Here is a 17,629-nt window from a genome sequence, read left to right as displayed (position 1 = left end):
ATGGCCATTAAAGTTCACGCCCACGAAACTCACGTGAGTGGTTCCAGCCCTTCGGAGCGCGAGAGGCTGGAGAAGGAGATATCCAAGCTGTGCAGGTACATAGGCAGGTCACCCTGGGTGTTCCACGTAAACAGCGGCAGCTGCAACGGCTGCGACATTGAAATAATAGCCGCGTTAACGCCGAGGTACGACGCGGAGCGCTTCGGTGTGAAGCTCGTCGGAACGCCGAGGCACGCCGATGTCCTCCTCGTAACAGGCCCGATAACCGACCAGAGCCTTGAGAGGGTCAAGCTAGTTTATGAGCAGACGCCGGACCCCAAGGTCGTGGTGGCCATAGGCGCGTGCCCCACCGGCGGAAGCGTGTTCTTCGAGAGCCCCTTCACCAACGCGCCGCTGGACAGGCACATACCGGTAGACGTCTTCGTACCCGGCTGCCCGCCGAGGCCGGAAGCTATACTCTACGGCGTCGTGCTCGGCCTGCAGAGGCTGATAGAGAAGATTGAGGGGGGTAAAAAATGAACGTTGACGAGTTCGTTAAAGCCTTTGGCGAGAGGTTTCCCGAGGCGGAGATACGGGTGAGCGAGAACAAGATGCCCCACCCGAAGAGGCGCGTCTGGGTCGAGATAGACAGGGAGAAGTTCCACGACGCCATGGGGTTCATCAAAGAGCTCGACCCCAGGGCACAGTTCTCCATCATAATCGGAATGGATGCCGGCGATAAACTGCTCGCCAAGTACCACATGGAGCTGTTCTGGGAGGAGGGCGAGAGTATATCGCTCATCATAGGGACGAGCGTTCCGAAGGACAACCCGAAGCTCCCAACGGTCACCGATGTGTTCCCGAGCGCACTGCCCTACGAGAGGGAGAACCAGGAGTTCCTCGGGCTGTTCTTCGAGGGAATCCCCGACCCAAGGAGGCTCTTCCTGCCCGACGACTTCCCGGAGGGAATCTACCCGCTGAGGCTCGATGAGACCGGAATCAAGCCAGAGATGGTGAAAAACGCAGGCCACCCGTACAAAATGAAGAGGGAGGGCTCAAAATGAACGGAAGGCTTGAGTACTGGGTTAAGATACCCATCGGACCCATTCATCCAGCACTGGAGGAGCCCGAGAAGTTCATCATCACGCTCGACGGTGAGAGGATAATCAACGTCGACGTCAAGCTCGGCTACAACCTCAGGGGCCTCGAATGGATAGCCATGAGGAGGAACTACATCCAGATACTCTACCTGGCGGAGAGAATATGCGGCATCTGCTCCTTTTCCCACAACCACACCTACTCAAGGGCAGTTGAGGAAATGGCCGGCATCCAGGTTCCCGAGAGGGCCGAGTACATCCGCGTCATCGTCGGCGAGCTGGAAAGAATCCACTCCCACCTGCTCAACCTCGGTGTGGTTGGCCACGCCATAGGCTACGACACCGTTTTGCACCTCAGCTGGCTCGCTCGCGAGCGGGTCATGGACATCCTGGAGGCCATCGGCGGCAACAGGGTCAACTACTCCATCAACACCATCGGAGGAGTGAGGAGGGATCTCGAAGAGAAGCACATCAGGGCGATACTTGACATGATAGAGAACTACAGGAATGAGGTCATGCCGAAGATAGAGGAGATATTCCTCTACGACCCGACGGTCGAGGCAAGGCTGAGGGACGCGGGCGTTATTCCCAAGAGGATAGCCATCGAGTACAGCGCCCAGGGCCCCACAGCGAGGGGAAGCGGCGTGAAGAAGGACGTCCGCTACAACGAGAAGCTCGGTGTTTACCCCGACCTTGGCGTGAAGCCGATAACCCCCAAGGAGTTCACCGGTGTCATCAAGGGGGACGTCTTCGACAGGATGGTCGTCAGGGTTGGAGAGCTCTGGCAGAGCATAGAGCTGATTGAGAGGGCAATAGACCAGATGCCAGAGGGTAAGATAAAGGCCGTGCCGAAGGACAACGCACTCCTCTTCCAGCTCAAGAAAGCGGATGGAGAGGGCATCGGAAGGTACGAGGCCCCGAGGGGAGAGCTCATCCACTACGTCATGGGACAGAAGGGCAAGGACGTCCCGGCGAAGTGGAAGATGAGGGAGCCGACCTTCCCGAACCTGTTCGCGATAGCCAGGGCGCTGGTCGGCGAGCAGGTGGCGGACGTTCCAGTGGCGATAGCCTCGATAGACCCGTGCCTGAGCTGTACCGACAGGGTCGCGGTTATCGATGCGAACACGGGGAGGAAAATGGTTCTCACCGAGAAAGACCTCCTGAGGCTCTCCATAGAGAAGACAAAGGAGCTGAACCCGAACGTTAAGGCGAGGCCCGAAGTTGTGGGCGTCGGCTGCCCAAGGGGTGGTGCACCATGAACGTCCTCTACGCTACCCTCGGTTTCATAGGGATTTACGTTTACGTGTCCTCAGCTTCGCTGCTGTGGGGAGGTATAGACAGGAAGCTGGTAGCAAGGATGCAGCGCCGCGTTGGCCCTCCCCTGCTCCAGCCGTTCTACGACTTCCTGAAGCTGGTCAGCAAGGAGTCAATAATACCGAGAGACGCCAACAGGTTCTTCGAGCTGGCCCCTGTCATGGCGCTCGCGACATCAATAGCACTGCTCGCATACACACCGCTCGGCTTTGAGCCCCTCTTCGGAACCAAGGGAGACGTGATACTCTTCATCTACCTGCTGACCCTCATCGGCTTCCTCAGGGTCATCGGTGCGATCAGTTCGGGCTCGCCCTACGCCCAGATAGGTGCCCAGAGGGAGATAATAGTCCTCGTCTCCAGGGAAGGGCCGATGATGCTGGCGCTCTTCACAATACTCTGGCGCCTCAGTGAGCTCGGAGTTACCAAACCATTCAGCATGGGCACCTTCTACGAGCACAGCATATGGGAGCTGGGCACACCCCTCAGCCTCATCGGGACGTTCATACTGCTCGTGGTCTTCCTCGCCTGGCTGGCGAGCGAGATAGAGGTCGGATACTTTGACATTCCTGAGGCGGAGACCGAGCTCGCGGAGGGAACCATGGCCGAGTACAGTGGAAGACACCTGGCCCTCTTCGAGCTCGCCAACGCCATAAAGGCCTTCGTCAGCGCGAGCCTCGTGGTTGCGATATTCTTCCCCTGGGGGATTTCCGGCTACCTTGGGCTTGGCGGAATAGCGGGGATAATCGTTGACCTGCTCTTCCACACGCTCAAGGTCTTCGCGGTTCTCTTCGTGAGCATGAGCGTCTTCAGAGCAATAACGGGGAGGCTCAGGATAACCCAGGCGGTGAACCTGTTCTGGACGAGGCTATTGCCGGCGAGCGTAGTTGGGGCACTGCTCCTCGCCATTGACGCACTGGGGGTGATAGCATGAAGGTTCCACCGACGCTCTCAACGGTGCTCGGCAACCTCCTCAAGAAGCCCGCCACCAACCCCTTCCCTGAGAGCGAGCCAGTGCCGGTTCCGGAGGGCTTCAGGGGCAAGCTCAACTACGACGTCGAGAAGTGCGTCGGCTGCAGGCTCTGCGTCATGGTCTGCCCCGCCGGAGTTATAGAGTACGTCCCGGAGGTCAGGAAGGTCACCTTCTGGCTAGGAAGATGCGTCTTCTGCCAGCAGTGCGTCGATGTCTGCCCCGTCAACGCCCTCTGGATGAGCGACGAGTTCCTGCTGGCAACGACGGACAAGTACGACGACAACCTCCGCTGGTTCAAGGAGGACGAGATTGAAGGGCTCAAGAAGAAGATGGAGGAGCAGAAGAAGGCCAAGGAAGCCGCAAAGAAGGAAGGTTCCAAGTAGTCACATTTCTTTTCTCATGTTTTCCTTCATGAGTTCTGATGCTCTTTTCTGAACATCCGTATCCATGAGCATACTACAGAGAGCCGTTTTTTGTACTTACGTAAAGCATTGTGCTGTTTCTGTTTGTCAAATTTCAGGTTGTTAACCATTTGTTTTAGAAATCCATTTATAAAGATTTAGCCAATGCTCACTTGAGATTTCGGGAAAATACGCCCGATAAGGGTTTAAAACCTAAAGTTGAGGTGGGAAAATGGGGTTTGCCGCACCGTTCCTGTGGTCCCTTATCGTCTATCTGCTCCTCACAGCGGGTTCCGGCGAGGTCATCGCTTGGAGCCCGGGGGAGCTGGTTGCAGGGATTGTAATAGCGGCCATCATCGGCTACGCCACAAAGGACGTCATGGACGAAAAGCTGAGCTACTTCTTCAACCCAAAGAGATGGCTGCTGTTCATAGTCTACGCAATAGGGCCGTTCTTCTTCGCCATGGCCAAGGCCAACCTTGATGTCGCCTACAGGGTCATAACAGGCAAGATACGGCCAGGAATAGTCAAGATATCCCCCGGCCTGACCAGAGACGAGAGCAGGACTCTCCTCGCCAACTCGATAACACTGACACCCGGAACGTTCACGCTTGAGATAGACGAGGAGGGCAACTTCTACGTCCACTGGATAAACGTTCCGCCCGGAAAGGAGAAGCCCACTCCGGAGGAGCTGTGTGGATACCTTCCAAAATGGGCAAGGAGGATTGCGGAATGACGGTCGATGGAATGTTCATGTGGGCCATGATACTGCTCCTGTTCTCAGCCATGCTGACACTTATAAGGCTCCTGGCTGGCCCAACGATTCCGGACAGGGCAGTTGCGCTTGACTCCATGACGACGACAACGGCCGGTGCCATGGTTCTCTACGGCGTCATAACCAGGCAGGCGGTCTTCATAGACGTCGCACTCGTCTACGCGGTTCTGAGCTACATCGCAACGCTCTACATAGCCCGCTATCTGGTAAGAAAGAGAGTGGGAGTAATCTACGAGACCGGGGGGGAGAGCCAGTGATAGAATGGATCATAGGGCTGTTCCTGGTAATAGGAGTCTTCTTCAACCTCCTGGCCAGCGTCGGTATCCTCCGCTTCCCGGACGTGTACACGAGGATACACGCGGCAACGAAGTGCACGACCTTCGGGACGATATTCATAGTGCTCGCAACGGTGAGCTACTCGATATACAACTACTACTGGGTGGCCAAGAACCCGGCATGGGTGACCATAGGAATCCACTCGGCGCTGGTTCTCATATTCCTGGTGCTGACCAACCCGGTTGGAGCTCACGCCCTCGGTAGAGCGGCCAGAAAGTCGGGGATAAGGCCCTACGGGGCCGTTATAGACGAGCTGGAGGGAAGGCTATGAACTTCGAGGAGCTCTTCTGGGTGATCCAGGTTCTGGCCGGGCTGGGGCTTCTGGTCTCGGCGATAGCGGCTATCAGGTTCAAGAACCTGATCTCGGCAGTCATCGCGATGGCCGTCTTCAGCCTGATACTGTCACTGGAGTTCTACATACTCCAAGCGCCGGACGTTGCCATCGCCGAAGCTGGTGTCGGGGCCGGCCTGACGACCGCGATGTACCTGCTGGCGATTAAGAACACCACCGACGAGGAGGTGGTAGAATGAGGAAGGCCCTCGGCCTCTTTGCGTTCATAGGCTTCACGCTGTTCCTTCTGGTAGCGGCGGCGAGCCTCAGGCCCTTCGGAGAGCCGGTTCACAAGGATATGGACTCGTATTTCATCCAGCATGCCCAGGAGGAAGCCTCGGCCAACAACGTGGTCACGAGCATAGTCTTCGACTACAGGGGATTCGATACCCTCGGTGAGGCGACGGTTCTGTTCACGGCCGTTGCCGGCGTACTGATGGCCCTCAGGCGGAGGGAGGTGACGACATGACCACCGTAATCATCAAGACCACCACGAAGTATCTGGCGGCGCTCATACTCACCTTTGGAGCGTATATCATCCTCCACGGTCACCTCACCCCGGGAGGCGGCTTCCAGGGAGGGGCAGTCTTCGCCAGCGGCCTTGCGCTCCTCATCGTGGCCAACAAGTACGACGACATCAGGAGAACCTTCTCCAAGGTTCCGCTCAGTGCCTTCGAGAGCATAGGCGCCCTCGGATTCCTGGGAACGGCCACGCTCGGATTCATGGGGTACACGTTCTTCAAGAACGTCATAGCCAACAGCGGGTTCCCTCTCTTCGGCGAGCCCACCCCGCTCGGAATAAACCCTGGGTACCTGAACACAGGTGGGACGCTGCCGTACATGAACATATTCGTCGGAACAAAGGTTCTGGCAGGATTAACGAGCATAATCCTGATATTCTACCTCCTCCTGGGGGTGAAGAAGAATGAATAACGTGATTTTGGTCAACCTCCCCTTCATAGTCGTGGCGCTCCTGCTGGCGGTGGGGTTCTACACTATAGGCTTCAAGAGGAACCTCATCAAGGTCGTCATAGGCATTGAGATCCTTGAGGGAGCCGTCAACCTGTTCCTGATAGCCCTCGGCTACGTCAAAGGCGCCTACGCCCCGATATACACCATGGCGCCGAAGGAGGCAGCCAACAACATGGTTCTGCCGACTCCCCAGGCGCTCACGCTGACGAGCATCGTCATAGGTGTCGCCGTATCGGCCCTCATGCTCGCCTTCGCGGTTAACATCTACCGCCACTACGGAACCCTTGACGTTACAAAGGTCAGGAGGCTGAAAGGATGATCGAGCACCTACCGGCACTCATGATAGCCGTGCCCCTCTTCGGGGCGTTTGTAGCACCTCTGCTGAAGAAGAAGGGCAGTGCTCCGGCCGTCTGGGCGATAATCATCACCGGCGCAACCCTGGGAATGGCGCTCCTTCTCGTTAGACAGGTGCTCGCCCAGGGCATGATGGTGTACGTCTTCGGAGCGGACAAACCGACTCTCGTCCTGCCCTCAGGGTACAGGGTTCCGGTGAGGATAATCTTCGAGGTCGACGCGATAGGGGCCTTCATGGCACTCTCGGCAACGCTCATGAGCTTCATCGGAGCGATGTACTCCTACAGCCACGTCAGGAACGAGACCGGCCTTGAAAAGTACTACGCGCTGCTCCTCCTGCTGGAGGTCGGAATCCTCGGCATGGTTCTCACGGGAGACCTGTTCAACCTCTTCGTGTTCCTGGAGATAGCGGGAATAGCCGGCTCGGCACTGGTGGGCTTCAGGAACTACAGGGGAGAGGCCAGCGAGGCCGGAATCAAGTACCTCATAGTCAGCGCGGTCGCTTCGCTGATGGTGCTGTTCTCCATAGGCCTGCTCTACGGCCAGTACGGAAACCTCAACATAGCCTACCTGAGCACTCAGATAAGCTTCAACACCGTTGACATGATAGCCCTTGGAATACTCTTCGCGTCCTTCGCGATGAAGTGCGGTTCGGTGCCGACCCACCACTGGGTTCCCGATGCGTACACCGAAGTCCCCTCGGGAATCAACCCAACCCTGCTGGTGGCGACCTACGCGAGCCTCTACGCCCTCTTCAGAGTCAGCTTCAGCCTCTTCGGAAACATCACGGTGAGCATGAGCAGTCTCGGGTGGATAATGAGCATCCTCGGAGTGCTGACCATGTTCATAGGCGTTACCATGGCGCTCGTGCAGAAGGACGTCAAGAGGCTCATGAGCTACCACGCGATTTCTCAGACCGGCTACATGCTCCTCGGAGTCGGCGTTGGCCTGGCAGTCCTCAACGACCCGGCCAAGCTTGCAGCCTTCGGAAGGGACGCCATGGCCGGAGGTATATTCCACATAATCAACCACATCATCTACAAGAGCCTCCTCCTCATGACCGCCGGAGCGCTCTTCTACGTGACCGGGACGAGGAACCTCAACGAGATGGGTGGCCTCGCCAGGAAGATGCCCTACACGACGGTGGCGTTCATAGTAGGTGCGGCGGCAATATCCGGAATACCGCCATTCAACGGCTTCGCGAGCAAGTTCCTCATCTACGAAACATCCTACCAGCTCAGCCCGATATTTGCGGTATTCGCAATGGTCACTAGCGTCCTGACCCTGGCGTCGTTCGTCAAGGTCTTTGCCTCGGCCTTCCTCGGACCGCCGGTCAAGAAGTACGAGGACGTGAAGGAGGTTCCAAGAAGCATGGTGGCGGCAATGCTCATCCTCGCGGCGCTGTGCCTGCTGTTCGGTCTGTTCCCGAACGTGGTGCTGGACAAGCTGGTGTATCCGGCGGTTGACGCGCTGCTGAAGCTGAGCAGCTACCAGACGTGGGGTGGTCTACCATGACCTGGATTGAGAGCCTTACACTGAACTCGCCGTCGGGCTTCTGGAACCCGATAGTCTGGCTGGCGTTCCTGGTGATCTTCGCCATCATCGGTTACCTCATCTATTCGAGGGGCAACAGGAGCTACAAGCCCAACACGGAGCAGGTGAAGCCGTTCATAAGCGGCAACGCCGTGGAGGACGTGGAGGAAATCCGCGTAAGGGCCGGGGACATATACTGGGGCTTCATCGAAGCGCTCAAGGGCTACTACAACGTCCTCATGAGAATGCACAGCGGGGACCTCAGGGACTACATACTCTGGTACCTCGGGCTCGGTGCTGTAATCCTCTTCGTCCTCGTGGGGGGTGTGTGAATGGGAAAGCTCACCAACTTTAAGCGCTCAATATGGGTCTTCCATGCCTCGGGAGGAAGCTGCAACGCGTGCGACATTGAGATAGTCGCCGTGCTTACTCCCCGATACGACGTGGAGCGCTTCGGAATCAAACTCGTCGGAAGTCCGAGGCACGCGGACGTGCTCCTCGTTACCGGGGCCATTCCAAGGGACTTCGCGGACAAGCTCAGGAGAGTCTACGAGCAGATGCCGGACCCGAAGGCTGTCGTGGTGGTCGGGAACTGCGGGACGAGCGGCGGCGTCTTCTACGACTCCTACAACATAGCGGGCCCGATAGACGAGATAATACCCGTGGACGTCTACGTTCCGGGCTGTCCACCGAGGCCAGAGGCGATAATAGACGGCGTGGTTAAGGCCTGGCTCAAGATAGAGAAGCTGGAAAAGGAGCTGGAGGGGAAGAAGGAATGAAGGAGCCTGTGAGCGTGGAAGAGGTACTCAGGAAGCTCCAGGAGACGCTGGGGGAGGCACTGCTCTCCCACGAGATCAGGGAGTACACCAAGGGTGTTAAGAGGAAGAGAACGTACAGGGAGCTGTGGATCACCATAAAGCCCGACGCCTTCAGGAAGACCGTAGAGGCCATATTCGCCCTCGACTACCCCCACCTTCACTTCATCGCGGGAGAGGACCAGGGAGGAGAAACCCTCACCATGATATACTCCTTCGGGGTCTTCCACACGCACCCCTGGGGCGAACTGAGCATCACCATCAAGTTTGACCTCCCCAAGGACAGCCTGGTTCTTCCAACGATAACAGACCTTATGATGGGCGCCGAAACCAACGAACGTGAGATCAGGGAGATGCTCGGCGTTGAGTTCGAGGGGCTGAAGAACAAGAGGCACCTCTTCCTGCCCGACGACTGGCCGGAAGGGAAGTACCCGTGGAGGCGGGACGAGTACGGCGTCGAGGACATGGTGAAGCACACCCACCGGAGCGTGAACGAGATAAGGAAGATGAGGGGTGAGGAGTGATGGCCAAGACCCAGTATTACGTCCCCGTTGGGCCAATTCACCCCGCGCTGAAGGAGCCAATAAGGGTCGAGGCGAGGGTAGAGGGGGAGAAGATAGTAGAGGTCGACGTCAAGAGGGGCTTCGCCCACAGGGGAATAGAGTACATGGGCATGAAGAGGAACGCCATCCAGACGCTCTACCTCTCCGAGAGGATATGCGGAATCTGTTCGATATCGCACCCATACGCCTTCGTGGTTACCGCCGAGAAGGCCCTCGGGATAGAGGCGCCGCCCAGGGCCCAGTACATCAGGACGATAATAGGGGAGCTGGAGAGGATACACAGCCACATCCTGTGGCTCGGCGTCGTGGCGCACGAGATGGGCTTTGACTCCCTCCTCTTCTGGACGTGGAAGGGCAGGGAGAGGCTCCTCGACATACTGGAGCTCCTCACGGGCAACAGGATAAACTACTCCGTCTTCATGATAGGCGGTGTGAGAAGGGACATCAAGGAGAGCCACATAAAGGCCATCAAGGACATGATAAGCTACTACCGCACATTCAACCAGGAGATGAAGGACGTCTTCCTCTCCGATCCGGTTTACAAGGCTAGGACTAGGGGTGTCGCCCAGCTTTCCAAGAAGATGGCGCTCGAACTGAACGCCGTTGGGCCGGTTGCAAGGGCGGCCGGGGTAAGGATGGACATCAGGCAGGACATACCCTACGACGCATACGCCGACATAGACGTCCGCGCGGTGGTTCCCCAGGACATCGTCGGCGAGGCCAGGGGAGACGCCTACGACATCACCATGGTGAGGCTCTACGAGATAGACCAGAGCCTTGACATCATCGAATACTGCATAAACGAACTCCCCGAGGGCAAGCTCATGGCAATCCCGAACTACGTGGCCCTGCTCGCCAAGATAAGGAGAACCCAGGGCGAAGCCATAGGAGCGCACGAGGCACCGCGCGGTGAGGTCATCCACTACCTCAAGTTCGACGGAAAGAGGGACGGGCCGGCGGTGTGGAAGGTCATAGCGCCGAGCTACAACAACATCAACACATGGGCCCCGCTCCTCCTCGGGGCGGAGGTGGCGGACATACCGATAGTGGTTGCCTACATCGACCCGTGCATGTGCTGCAACGACAGGATAGCGGTCGTGAGGGACGAGGACGGCAGGGTAATCGACCCGGCGACTCTCCACAGGAAGGCGGTCGAAAAAACAGAGAGGCTCAAGCGCGAGCTGGGGGTGAGAGAATGAATTTCGAAACACTCATCTACGCCTTCACCTTCCCCGTCCTTGGGGTCTTCCTCGGGCTGGTCTACAAGGGTATAGACAGGCGCTTCTCGGCGAGGCTGACTTCCAGGATAGGCCCGCCCATAAGGCAGCCCTTCTGGGACGTCGGAAAGCTGCTCCTCAAGGAGACCGTCGTTCCGGAGAACGCGGTGGCGTGGATATTCAACGCCATGCCGATAGTTTCCTTCGCGGCCTCGATGACCCTGCTCCTCTACATACCCTTCGGAGTGCTCAAGGCCCCGCTGGAGGGCTACGGAGACCTGGTGGTCATACTCTACCTGCTCACGCTGCAGTCCCTGGCAATGGCCATAGGCGGCTTCGCATCGGGAAGTCCGTTCTCCTCGGTGGGCGCGCAGAGGGAAATGGTGCTCATGATGAGCTACGAGATGCCGCTGGCGACGGTCATCATAGGATTCGCGGTCATATACAGGAGCTTCTCACTGACCACCATAGCGAGCACCCCGGTGTGGGGCGTCGCAGGTCCGCTCGTCGCCATGGGAGTGCTGCTGCTCCTGGTGGCGCTTCTGGCGGTCACACCCGCGGAGCTGGCGAAGCTCCCCTTCGACATCGCGGAGGCGGAGACGGAAATCTGTGAGGGAATGCTCGCGGAGTACAGCGGGAGGAACCTGGCACTGTTCTACCTCTCCGACGCGGTCAGGGGCTTTGCCATGGCGGCGCTGGAGGTAGTGCTGTTCTTCCCGTTCACGCTGACGAGCATACTGAACCTAAGCCTCACAGGGACAGCGTACTACGTCGTCGAGGCGCTGTGGTTCCTGTTCAAGGTTCTGGTGCTCTACCTGCTGGCTATAACGCTCGTCAGGACGTCCTTCGCCAGGTTCAGGATAGAGCAGGCATCCAGGGTGTTCTGGGTCTACGTCAACATAATCGCCCTCGTGGGACTCGTGCTGGTATGGCTGGGGGTGTGAAGCATGGTCAACAAGATGATGTTCGTCCTCCTAAAGCAGCTCGTCAAAAAACCAGCCACAAACCCGTTCCCGGTCAAGCACGCCCCGGCGAACGTAACGGAGCTGATAGAGAAAGTCCAAAGGGGTGAGGTCCAGATAAACCCGCCGGTTCCGGTTCCCGAGGACTTCAGGGGCAAGCTGGTCTACACTCCCGAGAGGTGCATCGGCTGCAGGCTGTGCATAATGGTATGTCCCGCCAACGCCATGGAGTGGGTCCCTGAGCTTAAGAAGATAAGGCACTACGTCAGCAGGTGCATGTTCTGCGCCCTCTGCGTTGACGTCTGTCCCGGCAAGAAGTTCCCGGGAGAGGAGAAAGCGGTGAAGGCCCTAAGGATGAGCGAGGAGTTCCTGCTGGCGGACTACGACAAGTACAGCGACAACCTCATCGAGGAGCCGCCCGAGGCCAGGGAGCTATTCAAAAAAGAAGTGAAGGAGGCAGTGGAGTCCGAAGGCTAGCGTGAGCTAAGCCTTCACACCCTCTTTTATTCCATTGTGGTAGCTGTAATCCCTGATGAGGGATTCCACCGCCCTTTCGTGGAGCCTCTCCGTCGAGCCCAGGTACCGGAACACCGCCTTCATAGTTTCGTCGTCGGCCTTCTCGGCCAGGATGGAGTATACCCTCTCCGAGACCTCCTCAAGCTCAAGAGCACATTTGAGAACCGCAAACACGTCGTTTTCGCTCTCAAGTTCCCTTATGTCGGAGAGCTCCTCCAGGGAGAGCCCACTAACGGCGGGGATATCTTCCTCAAAGTTACGGGCGTAAAGGTTCCTGAGCTTCCTTTCGTGCCGCCTCGCCTCCTGAGAGAGGAGCCTGAACATGTCGCAGACGGCACCCTCAATCTCCATGCCCTTCGCCTTCTCGGACAGCCTCTCGTAGAGAAGAGCCTTGTCCCCTTCAAGGGATATCCAGTAGGCGAGAAGCTCCCTCAGGGGAAGCTCCTCGAGGAGAGAGACGCCCTCAAGATCAACCATCTCACTCACCCCAACCCAATGTACGCGGGGGGTTTTATACAGGCTTTGGCACAACCGTCTATAAAAGGCGTTTGAAATAATCGGCTGCCCCTTAAAGGATATCTCAAAAATGGAAGGCCTTTTGAATCGGATTTCGGGGTTTCAGACTTTTTCCTTTACCAACTCATTGTACCTCTGGCGGAGCAGTTCGTAGTGGCCCCACTCAACATCGGCAAGCTTCCGGTAGAGCCTCCTCAGCCCGGGGTCGTCAACCCTCTCGGAGAGGAGCCTGTAGGACTCGTGGGCTATCAGCTCGCTCTCCATGGCGGCCCGGATGACCTCAGGGAGCTGATCAGCCCGTTCAAGCTTATCGAGAACCGGAAGCACCTCTATGGGAGGAAGGTCGCTCCCCGGAACCTCGCCGTAGGTCTCCCTGAAGCTCATCTCAAGCTCGGACGCATGGTTCAGGGAGTCCTCCGCCAGCCTTTCAAAGGTCTTCACCAGCTCCCCGCCCAGTCCGAGGTTTCTCGCACGTCTGGCGAGTTCGCGGTAGAATTCGGCCTCCTTTTTCTCGCCCTCTATCCAGTAGGCCAGAACCTCCCTGTAGTTCAGCCCTGAGAGGAACTCAACTATCTCATCGACCCCGTACATTTCCATCGGACAGCGATAGGGCGTCCCCCTAAATAAGCTTTGGGTTCATCTAACGAGCCATATCGTCAGGAACATGAGGATGTAGGCGATTATGCTTATGACCACATGAACCTTTATCCATGCGTCCCTGCGCTTGGAGATAAAGATAAACGCCCCGCTCAGCATGGCGAGGCTCATGAGGGCAAAGCTCAGGTAGCCGAGGGTGTAGTGGTCGAAGCTAACCATTTGGAACACCCACCGGGAAGATGTACAGGGGAGCGCCGTCGGTGCCCAGTATCTCCGCCACGCCCTCATCGTAGAAGGCCCCGACGGCGACGGTTCCGAGGTTCAGGGCGGTCGCCTGGAGGTATATGTTCTGGCCTATATGTCCCGCCTCCATGTGCACGTACCTTACCCCGCGCTCCCCGTACCGGGAAGTCGTTCTTCCGTAGAATGCCACGAGGATTATGCTGAGGGGTGCATCTCCAACCCACCGCTGGTCGAGGGCCGCTCTCTGGAGGGCTTTCCTGTAATCCCCCTCCTTCACCAGCACAAGGGTGTGGTTGAAGGGGTCGTAGCGATACACTCCGGGGGCAAGGGCTTCGACGTTCCCGGCCACCACGTAGACCTCGAAGGGATACGTCGCCCCCGCGCTGGGTGAGGCTCGAAACTTGGTTCTCCGGGCCGTTATCCCCTGCGCCGCCCAGAGGAGCTGGGAGAGCTGTTCGAGCGTCACCGGCTCGTCCCGATAGGAGCGGATGCTCCTCCGCCTCGCTATCGCTTCCTCGACGCTGACGTCCGAGTCCAGCCTCGGCTCGGGCAGGGCTATGACCTCACCCGGGAAGGTCTCACCCACTCCCCTCCAGAGGAGGTATGGCTTGAGGACGAGAAGGAGAGACGATGCCACCACCAGGGCCACTACTATGTACGAAACATGCCTGAAGTTCATGCTTATGAATTGGGCGTCATACTATTTTAGGCTTCACTCCTTCACCTCAAAGCGGAGCAGTTCACCTCTCCCCACCAGTCCGATCCCGGCCTTTTTCCCCAGCACCTCGACGGCGACGGTGTAATCCGGGTCGCTGAGGCTGACCCTCAGGCCGAAGGCTTCCACTATAAGCGAACCGAGGCCGATTTCGAGATCCCTCTGGGACAGCCTCCTGTTCCCCCTGACCTTGGCGCGTACCGCGAAGGTGCCGTCTATCCTTTTCGTCAGTTCAAGGACGGCCCTTTCAATCTCCTCCCTCCTAGCGGGGACTATTAGGTCGAGGGGGACGACGCGCTGTATCGCCTGGGTCTCAAAGCTCCTCAGCCGCGCTATGGCCTCCTCCTTCGACAGGCGCGTTTCCGCCAGGAGGACGCCCTTCCAGTCGGTTCCCTTAACCCGAACCTTTTCCAGGGCCCACTCCAGCTCAAGTATCGCATCACCCTCGCGGTTGTATGGTGCCGTAACGAGGAGAATCGTCATCTCCGCTCACCGATGGACAACTTTTTATATTTCGCGTTCCTAAACTATGCGGTGAGTTAAAATGGAAGCCGGCGGCCTTAAGCTTTATCCCTACCAGTCATACGAAGTTTACGGCCTTTCTCGAAACCCCTTTGAGCAGCTTGCGAGTGAGGGGATAACCGACGTTGAGAGCATTCACGTCTATCAGGAGGTGGACATGCGCCTCCAGATGATAATCTCCGAGGTCATCGGAAACAAGAGCTCCATAGCACTCAGCATCGTTGGCCCCCTCGGGATGGGCAAGACCCAGAGGCTCAAGACCATAGCCAGGGCCATAGAGGAGAACCGGGGAAAGGCCATATACGTCAAGGTCGACACGAACGACATCCTCAAGCTCACGCGCGACATCTTCTACGCCCTCAAACCCCCGAGGAGCAGGACCAACATATTCCTCGAAAACCTCTCAAGGAAGCTCGGCTTCATAGACAGGCTTGAGAAGATGCTGAGCAACCGGGACGAGTACAAGAGCAGGGACATAGCCGAACTCCTGACCGAACAGATGGGAAAATACCCCTACTGCGCCCTGCTCCTTGACGAGCTGGAGAACATGCAGACCGCGAGCGAGAGGGAGAAGATACAGTTCTTCGAGATGCTCAGGCACTTCATCAGCAACATGCCCCAGGGCTGTATCGTTGCCTTCGCCTGTGTACCGGAAGCCTACGAGGAGTACTCCAAGATCTTCCCGGCCTTCTTCATGCGCCTCCACTACGAGTTCAAGCTCAGACCGATGAGCATAGACGAGGCCTACGAGCTGGTGAAAAAGAGGCTCAACAGGGTAAGGATAAGGGACACCGACGACCCGCTCTATCCCTTCACCGAGGAGGCCGTCAAGCTCATCCACGAGCTCGGGAAGGGCAACCCCAGACAGATTTTGAGGCTCCTCCACTACGTGCTCAGCGAAGCTGCGAAGCACAAGTTCGACCCGATAGACGACTACGTTGTCACGACCATCCTTGAGGAGCCGAAGAGCCTTGAGGAGTACCTCACGAGGATTCCTAAGGAGTACAAGGATCTGGTGGAGGCAATAGTCCACGAGTTCAACGGCGGGCCGGTGAGCTACATCCAGATAGCCAAGATCGTCAAGAGGCCGGGAATACAGGTCTACGACCAGCTCAACGAGCTCATAAGGCTCGGCTTCCTGGTCGGAGATCCCAAGGGCAACTACAAAGTCCCCGAGTACGTGAGGAAGTTCCTTGAGAAGGGCGAGGATACGGAAGAGGTCGAAGAGTGATAGTCCATGCCGAACTACGACGCCCACCTCCTGAGCGGCATAGTTTCATACCCACTCACCGTTTTTCTCGCCTTCATGCTCAGGGATTACGCGGGAGTCCCCTTCGTCCTCAGCACGGCCGCAATGGTGATAGGCTACGCCCTCTACGTCCTTGGGGCCGATCTGCCGGACATGGATCACCCCAACGCGCTGATACACAGGGGGACGAAGCCCATAGTGGCCGTGGCAGTTGGGAGCGCGGTATTCGTGCAGAGCCTCGGCTCCATAAACCTTGGGGGCGAACCGCTCAACGTTGCCGCCGCGTGGGGAGTGGGGGCGCTGGCCGGGCTCGTAGCCTGGTACGGCTTCACAGCGGTAATGCCCAGGCACAGGGGGATAGTCCATTCCCTCCTCTTCGCGGCCGTATACGGGGTTCTGGGCTACACCCTCGTGAACTTCGGCCTGGGCATGACGACGGGCGAGGGACTCTACGTCGGCTTCGCAGCGTTCAGCGGCTACACCCTGCACCTCATCCTCGACAGGGAGATTTCCCTCCTTTAGCTGACACCTTTTTGTCCGGAATTGACACATGATTGTCCCGCAATGTTTTTAAGTGTTCAACCCAAGGTTAAGAACCGGAGGTGGGAGAGATGTTCAGCCTGGGAGGATTCTCACGCGGAGGCGAATATGAAAACAAGACCTGGGACGTGCTGATCATCGGTGCCGGACCCGCCGGCTTCACCGCGGCTATATACGCGGCGCGCTTCGGCCTTGAGACCCTTATACTCAGCAAGGACCTCGGAGGAAACATGGCGCTGACCGACCTAATAGAGAACTACCCCGGCTTCCCCGAGGGAATCAGCGGTTCGGAGCTGACCAACAGGATGCACGAGCAGGTGAAGAACCTCGGCGTCGATATTGTCTTCGATGAGGTCGAGAGGATAGACCCCACCGAGTGCGCCTACTACGAGGGGCCGTGCAAGTTCGCGGTTAAGACCAAGAACGGCAAGGAGTACAAAGCAAAGACCATAATCATAGCCGTTGGAGCAGCACCGAGGAAGCTCCACGTTCCGGGGGAGGAGGAGCTGACAGGAAGGGGCGTCTCCTACTGCGCCACCTGCGACGGCCCGCTCTTCAAGGGCAAGAAGGTAATAGTCGTCGGCGGAGGGAACACGGCACTCCAGGAGGCGCTGTACCTCAAGAGCATAGGCGTTGACGTGACCCTCGTTCACAGGAGGGACAAGTTCAGGGCGGACAAGATACTCCAAGACAGGTTCAAGGAGAGCGGAATCCCGACGATACTCAACACCGTCGTGACGGAGATTAAAGGAAACGGCAAGGTCGAGGCAGTCAAGCTGAAGAACCGCGTCACCGGCGAGGAGACGGAGATGGCCGTTGACGGAGTGTTTATATTCATCGGCTACGAGCCGAAGACGGACTTCGTCAAGCACCTCGGCATAACCGACGAGTACGGCTACATACCGGTGGATATGCACATGCGCACCAAGGTAAAGGGCATCTTCGCGGCCGGCGATATCACCAACGTCTTCAAGCAGATAGCGGTGGCGGTAGGCCAGGGAGCGATAGCGGCCAACTCCGCCAAGGAGCTCCTCGAGGAGTGGAACTCGAAGGTCGTGGAGTGAGTCAGGCTTTTTTCAGCCTTTCTTTCAACTCCTCCTTTGTTAGGTACT

At 57.7% G+C, this 17,629-nt stretch carries 27 protein-coding genes; 22 read left to right on the top strand and 5 right to left on the bottom strand.

Annotation, left to right across the window (positions count from 1 at the left end):
* The 19 genes from ACZ5M3_RS05710 to ACZ5M3_RS05620 all read left to right on the top strand — a co-directional run bounded on the left by ACZ5M3_RS05710 (position 1) and on the right by ACZ5M3_RS05620 (position 12,096).
* Positions 1-519, top strand: coding sequence for an NADH-quinone oxidoreductase subunit B family protein (locus tag ACZ5M3_RS05710; RefSeq protein WP_464840658.1), 519 nt, complete (start codon positions 1-3; stop codon positions 517-519).
* Positions 516-1,043: an NADH-quinone oxidoreductase subunit C gene (locus ACZ5M3_RS05705; RefSeq protein ID WP_464840657.1), complete on the top strand. Its 528-nt coding sequence runs from the start codon at positions 516-518 to the stop codon at positions 1,041-1,043. Before ACZ5M3_RS05710 ends, ACZ5M3_RS05705 begins: the two co-directional genes overlap by 4 nt.
* Positions 1,040-2,335 (top strand): hydrogenase large subunit, encoded by a 1,296-nt coding sequence (locus ACZ5M3_RS05700; protein WP_464840656.1) that lies wholly within the window; start codon positions 1,040-1,042, stop codon positions 2,333-2,335. Before ACZ5M3_RS05705 ends, ACZ5M3_RS05700 begins: the two co-directional genes overlap by 4 nt.
* A complete protein-coding gene (locus tag ACZ5M3_RS05695) occupies positions 2,332-3,321 on the top strand; it encodes a respiratory chain complex I subunit 1 family protein (protein ID WP_464840655.1) in 990 nt (329 codons plus the stop codon). The genes ACZ5M3_RS05700 and ACZ5M3_RS05695 overlap by 4 nt, the downstream gene beginning before the upstream one ends.
* Positions 3,318-3,743 (top strand): 4Fe-4S binding protein, encoded by a 426-nt coding sequence (locus ACZ5M3_RS05690; RefSeq protein ID WP_464840654.1) that lies wholly within the window; start codon positions 3,318-3,320, stop codon positions 3,741-3,743. Before ACZ5M3_RS05695 ends, ACZ5M3_RS05690 begins: the two co-directional genes overlap by 4 nt.
* A gap of 250 nt (positions 3,744-3,993) precedes the next feature.
* On the top strand, positions 3,994-4,497 hold the full coding sequence (locus ACZ5M3_RS05685) for a Na+/H+ antiporter subunit E (RefSeq protein ID WP_464840653.1): 504 nt from the start codon (positions 3,994-3,996) through the stop codon (positions 4,495-4,497).
* Positions 4,494-4,793: a cation:proton antiporter gene (locus ACZ5M3_RS05680; protein WP_297092878.1), complete on the top strand. Its 300-nt coding sequence runs from the start codon at positions 4,494-4,496 to the stop codon at positions 4,791-4,793. The genes ACZ5M3_RS05685 and ACZ5M3_RS05680 overlap by 4 nt, the downstream gene beginning before the upstream one ends.
* Entirely contained in the window at positions 4,790-5,143 is a 354-nt protein-coding gene (gene mnhG, locus ACZ5M3_RS05675; RefSeq protein WP_464840652.1) for a monovalent cation/H(+) antiporter subunit G, read from the top strand. Before ACZ5M3_RS05680 ends, mnhG begins: the two co-directional genes overlap by 4 nt.
* On the top strand, positions 5,140-5,403 hold the full coding sequence (locus ACZ5M3_RS05670) for a hydrogenase subunit MbhD domain-containing protein (RefSeq protein ID WP_297092880.1): 264 nt from the start codon (positions 5,140-5,142) through the stop codon (positions 5,401-5,403). The genes mnhG and ACZ5M3_RS05670 overlap by 4 nt, the downstream gene beginning before the upstream one ends.
* Positions 5,400-5,672, top strand: coding sequence for a hydrogen gas-evolving membrane-bound hydrogenase subunit E (gene mbhE / locus ACZ5M3_RS05665; RefSeq protein WP_297092881.1), 273 nt, complete (start codon positions 5,400-5,402; stop codon positions 5,670-5,672). Before ACZ5M3_RS05670 ends, mbhE begins: the two co-directional genes overlap by 4 nt.
* Complete coding sequence (locus tag ACZ5M3_RS05660; RefSeq protein ID WP_167889867.1) at positions 5,669-6,136, top strand: MnhB domain-containing protein; 468 nt, start codon at positions 5,669-5,671, stop codon at positions 6,134-6,136. The genes mbhE and ACZ5M3_RS05660 overlap by 4 nt, the downstream gene beginning before the upstream one ends.
* Positions 6,129-6,494 carry a sodium:proton antiporter gene (locus tag ACZ5M3_RS05655; RefSeq protein WP_297092883.1) on the top strand — a complete coding sequence of 122 codons (366 nt, stop codon included), beginning with the start codon at positions 6,129-6,131 and terminating at the stop codon, positions 6,492-6,494. The genes ACZ5M3_RS05660 and ACZ5M3_RS05655 overlap by 8 nt, the downstream gene beginning before the upstream one ends.
* Positions 6,491-8,044: a proton-conducting transporter transmembrane domain-containing protein gene (locus ACZ5M3_RS05650; protein ID WP_464840651.1), complete on the top strand. Its 1,554-nt coding sequence runs from the start codon at positions 6,491-6,493 to the stop codon at positions 8,042-8,044. Before ACZ5M3_RS05655 ends, ACZ5M3_RS05650 begins: the two co-directional genes overlap by 4 nt.
* Entirely contained in the window at positions 8,041-8,394 is a 354-nt protein-coding gene (locus ACZ5M3_RS05645) for a hydrogenase (protein WP_464840650.1), read from the top strand. Before ACZ5M3_RS05650 ends, ACZ5M3_RS05645 begins: the two co-directional genes overlap by 4 nt.
* Complete coding sequence (locus ACZ5M3_RS05640; protein ID WP_055430039.1) at positions 8,395-8,841, top strand: NADH-quinone oxidoreductase subunit B family protein; 447 nt, start codon at positions 8,395-8,397, stop codon at positions 8,839-8,841. It abuts the gene before it with no gap.
* Positions 8,838-9,401 carry an NADH-quinone oxidoreductase subunit C gene (locus tag ACZ5M3_RS05635; protein WP_464840649.1) on the top strand — a complete coding sequence of 188 codons (564 nt, stop codon included), beginning with the start codon at positions 8,838-8,840 and terminating at the stop codon, positions 9,399-9,401. Before ACZ5M3_RS05640 ends, ACZ5M3_RS05635 begins: the two co-directional genes overlap by 4 nt.
* Complete coding sequence (locus ACZ5M3_RS05630; protein ID WP_464840648.1) at positions 9,401-10,639, top strand: hydrogenase large subunit; 1,239 nt, start codon at positions 9,401-9,403, stop codon at positions 10,637-10,639. The genes ACZ5M3_RS05635 and ACZ5M3_RS05630 overlap by 1 nt, the downstream gene beginning before the upstream one ends.
* The gene (locus ACZ5M3_RS05625; protein ID WP_464840647.1) at positions 10,636-11,601 is read left to right on the top strand and encodes a respiratory chain complex I subunit 1 family protein; all 966 of its coding nucleotides are present in this window, start codon (positions 10,636-10,638) and stop codon (positions 11,599-11,601) included. The genes ACZ5M3_RS05630 and ACZ5M3_RS05625 overlap by 4 nt, the downstream gene beginning before the upstream one ends.
* A 3-nt stretch (positions 11,602-11,604) precedes the next feature.
* Positions 11,605-12,096: a 4Fe-4S dicluster domain-containing protein gene (locus tag ACZ5M3_RS05620; RefSeq protein ID WP_464840646.1), complete on the top strand. Its 492-nt coding sequence runs from the start codon at positions 11,605-11,607 to the stop codon at positions 12,094-12,096.
* A gap of 6 nt (positions 12,097-12,102) precedes the next feature.
* Here ACZ5M3_RS05620 and ACZ5M3_RS05615 read toward each other — a convergent pair whose 3' ends face one another.
* From ACZ5M3_RS05615 to ACZ5M3_RS05595, 5 genes are all read right to left on the bottom strand, one after another.
* Complete coding sequence (locus ACZ5M3_RS05615; RefSeq protein WP_464840645.1) at positions 12,103-12,612, bottom strand: ferritin-like domain-containing protein; 510 nt, start codon at positions 12,610-12,612, stop codon at positions 12,103-12,105.
* 141 nt (positions 12,613-12,753) lie between these two features.
* On the bottom strand, positions 12,754-13,248 hold the full coding sequence (locus ACZ5M3_RS05610) for a ferritin-like domain-containing protein (RefSeq protein ID WP_464840644.1): 495 nt from the start codon (positions 13,246-13,248) through the stop codon (positions 12,754-12,756).
* 39 nt (positions 13,249-13,287) lie between these two features.
* Complete coding sequence (locus ACZ5M3_RS05605) at positions 13,288-13,467, bottom strand: hypothetical protein (RefSeq protein WP_464840643.1); 180 nt, start codon at positions 13,465-13,467, stop codon at positions 13,288-13,290.
* Positions 13,460-14,170 carry a SagB/ThcOx family dehydrogenase gene (locus tag ACZ5M3_RS05600; RefSeq protein WP_464840642.1) on the bottom strand — a complete coding sequence of 237 codons (711 nt, stop codon included), beginning with the start codon at positions 14,168-14,170 and terminating at the stop codon, positions 13,460-13,462. The genes ACZ5M3_RS05605 and ACZ5M3_RS05600 overlap by 8 nt, the downstream gene beginning before the upstream one ends.
* Before the next feature lie 33 nt (positions 14,171-14,203).
* Complete coding sequence (locus ACZ5M3_RS05595) at positions 14,204-14,689, bottom strand: THUMP domain-containing protein (RefSeq protein ID WP_464840641.1); 486 nt, start codon at positions 14,687-14,689, stop codon at positions 14,204-14,206.
* Positions 14,690-14,750: 61 nt separating this feature from the next.
* Between ACZ5M3_RS05595 and ACZ5M3_RS05590 the strand changes: the two genes are divergently transcribed.
* From ACZ5M3_RS05590 to trxB, 3 genes are all read left to right on the top strand, one after another.
* A complete protein-coding gene (locus tag ACZ5M3_RS05590; protein WP_464840640.1) occupies positions 14,751-15,959 on the top strand; it encodes an ATPase in 1,209 nt (402 codons plus the stop codon).
* Positions 15,960-15,965: 6 nt separating this feature from the next.
* On the top strand, positions 15,966-16,499 hold the full coding sequence (locus ACZ5M3_RS05585; protein ID WP_464840639.1) for a metal-dependent hydrolase: 534 nt from the start codon (positions 15,966-15,968) through the stop codon (positions 16,497-16,499).
* 89 nt (positions 16,500-16,588) lie between these two features.
* The gene (gene trxB, locus ACZ5M3_RS05580) at positions 16,589-17,581 is read left to right on the top strand and encodes a thioredoxin-disulfide reductase (RefSeq protein WP_464840638.1); all 993 of its coding nucleotides are present in this window, start codon (positions 16,589-16,591) and stop codon (positions 17,579-17,581) included.
* Positions 17,582-17,629 lie beyond the last annotated feature (48 nt).

This window comes from Thermococcus coalescens (genome assembly GCF_055392585.1).
This window is presented reverse-complemented; position numbering and strand designations above follow the sequence as displayed.

Excerpts from the sequence above, each read along its gene's own strand:
- ACZ5M3_RS05710 (WP_464840658.1), top strand. The coding sequence starts at position 1 with ATGGCCATTAAAGTTCACGCCCACGAAACTCACGTGAGTGGTTCCAGC.
- ACZ5M3_RS05705 (WP_464840657.1), top strand. The coding sequence starts at position 516 with ATGAACGTTGACGAGTTCGTTAAAGCCTTTGGCGAGAGGTTTCCCGAG.
- ACZ5M3_RS05700 (WP_464840656.1), top strand. The coding sequence starts at position 1,040 with ATGAACGGAAGGCTTGAGTACTGGGTTAAGATACCCATCGGACCCATT.
- ACZ5M3_RS05695 (WP_464840655.1), top strand. The coding sequence starts at position 2,332 with ATGAACGTCCTCTACGCTACCCTCGGTTTCATAGGGATTTACGTTTAC.
- ACZ5M3_RS05690 (WP_464840654.1), top strand. The coding sequence starts at position 3,318 with ATGAAGGTTCCACCGACGCTCTCAACGGTGCTCGGCAACCTCCTCAAG.
- ACZ5M3_RS05685 (WP_464840653.1), top strand. The coding sequence starts at position 3,994 with ATGGGGTTTGCCGCACCGTTCCTGTGGTCCCTTATCGTCTATCTGCTC.
- ACZ5M3_RS05680 (WP_297092878.1), top strand. The coding sequence starts at position 4,494 with ATGACGGTCGATGGAATGTTCATGTGGGCCATGATACTGCTCCTGTTC.
- ACZ5M3_RS05670 (WP_297092880.1), top strand. The coding sequence starts at position 5,140 with ATGAACTTCGAGGAGCTCTTCTGGGTGATCCAGGTTCTGGCCGGGCTG.
- mbhE (WP_297092881.1), top strand. The coding sequence starts at position 5,400 with ATGAGGAAGGCCCTCGGCCTCTTTGCGTTCATAGGCTTCACGCTGTTC.
- ACZ5M3_RS05660 (WP_167889867.1), top strand. The coding sequence starts at position 5,669 with ATGACCACCGTAATCATCAAGACCACCACGAAGTATCTGGCGGCGCTC.
- ACZ5M3_RS05655 (WP_297092883.1), top strand. The coding sequence starts at position 6,129 with ATGAATAACGTGATTTTGGTCAACCTCCCCTTCATAGTCGTGGCGCTC.
- ACZ5M3_RS05650 (WP_464840651.1), top strand. The coding sequence starts at position 6,491 with ATGATCGAGCACCTACCGGCACTCATGATAGCCGTGCCCCTCTTCGGG.
- ACZ5M3_RS05645 (WP_464840650.1), top strand. The coding sequence starts at position 8,041 with ATGACCTGGATTGAGAGCCTTACACTGAACTCGCCGTCGGGCTTCTGG.
- ACZ5M3_RS05640 (WP_055430039.1), top strand. The coding sequence starts at position 8,395 with ATGGGAAAGCTCACCAACTTTAAGCGCTCAATATGGGTCTTCCATGCC.
- ACZ5M3_RS05635 (WP_464840649.1), top strand. The coding sequence starts at position 8,838 with ATGAAGGAGCCTGTGAGCGTGGAAGAGGTACTCAGGAAGCTCCAGGAG.
- ACZ5M3_RS05630 (WP_464840648.1), top strand. The coding sequence starts at position 9,401 with ATGGCCAAGACCCAGTATTACGTCCCCGTTGGGCCAATTCACCCCGCG.
- ACZ5M3_RS05625 (WP_464840647.1), top strand. The coding sequence starts at position 10,636 with ATGAATTTCGAAACACTCATCTACGCCTTCACCTTCCCCGTCCTTGGG.
- ACZ5M3_RS05620 (WP_464840646.1), top strand. The coding sequence starts at position 11,605 with ATGGTCAACAAGATGATGTTCGTCCTCCTAAAGCAGCTCGTCAAAAAA.
- ACZ5M3_RS05615 (WP_464840645.1), bottom strand. The coding sequence starts at position 12,612 with ATGGTTGATCTTGAGGGCGTCTCTCTCCTCGAGGAGCTTCCCCTGAGG.
- ACZ5M3_RS05610 (WP_464840644.1), bottom strand. The coding sequence starts at position 13,248 with ATGGAAATGTACGGGGTCGATGAGATAGTTGAGTTCCTCTCAGGGCTG.
- ACZ5M3_RS05605 (WP_464840643.1), bottom strand. The coding sequence starts at position 13,467 with ATGGTTAGCTTCGACCACTACACCCTCGGCTACCTGAGCTTTGCCCTC.
- ACZ5M3_RS05600 (WP_464840642.1), bottom strand. The coding sequence starts at position 14,170 with ATGAACTTCAGGCATGTTTCGTACATAGTAGTGGCCCTGGTGGTGGCA.
- ACZ5M3_RS05595 (WP_464840641.1), bottom strand. The coding sequence starts at position 14,689 with ATGACGATTCTCCTCGTTACGGCACCATACAACCGCGAGGGTGATGCG.
- ACZ5M3_RS05590 (WP_464840640.1), top strand. The coding sequence starts at position 14,751 with ATGGAAGCCGGCGGCCTTAAGCTTTATCCCTACCAGTCATACGAAGTT.
- ACZ5M3_RS05585 (WP_464840639.1), top strand. The coding sequence starts at position 15,966 with ATGCCGAACTACGACGCCCACCTCCTGAGCGGCATAGTTTCATACCCA.
- trxB (WP_464840638.1), top strand. The coding sequence starts at position 16,589 with ATGTTCAGCCTGGGAGGATTCTCACGCGGAGGCGAATATGAAAACAAG.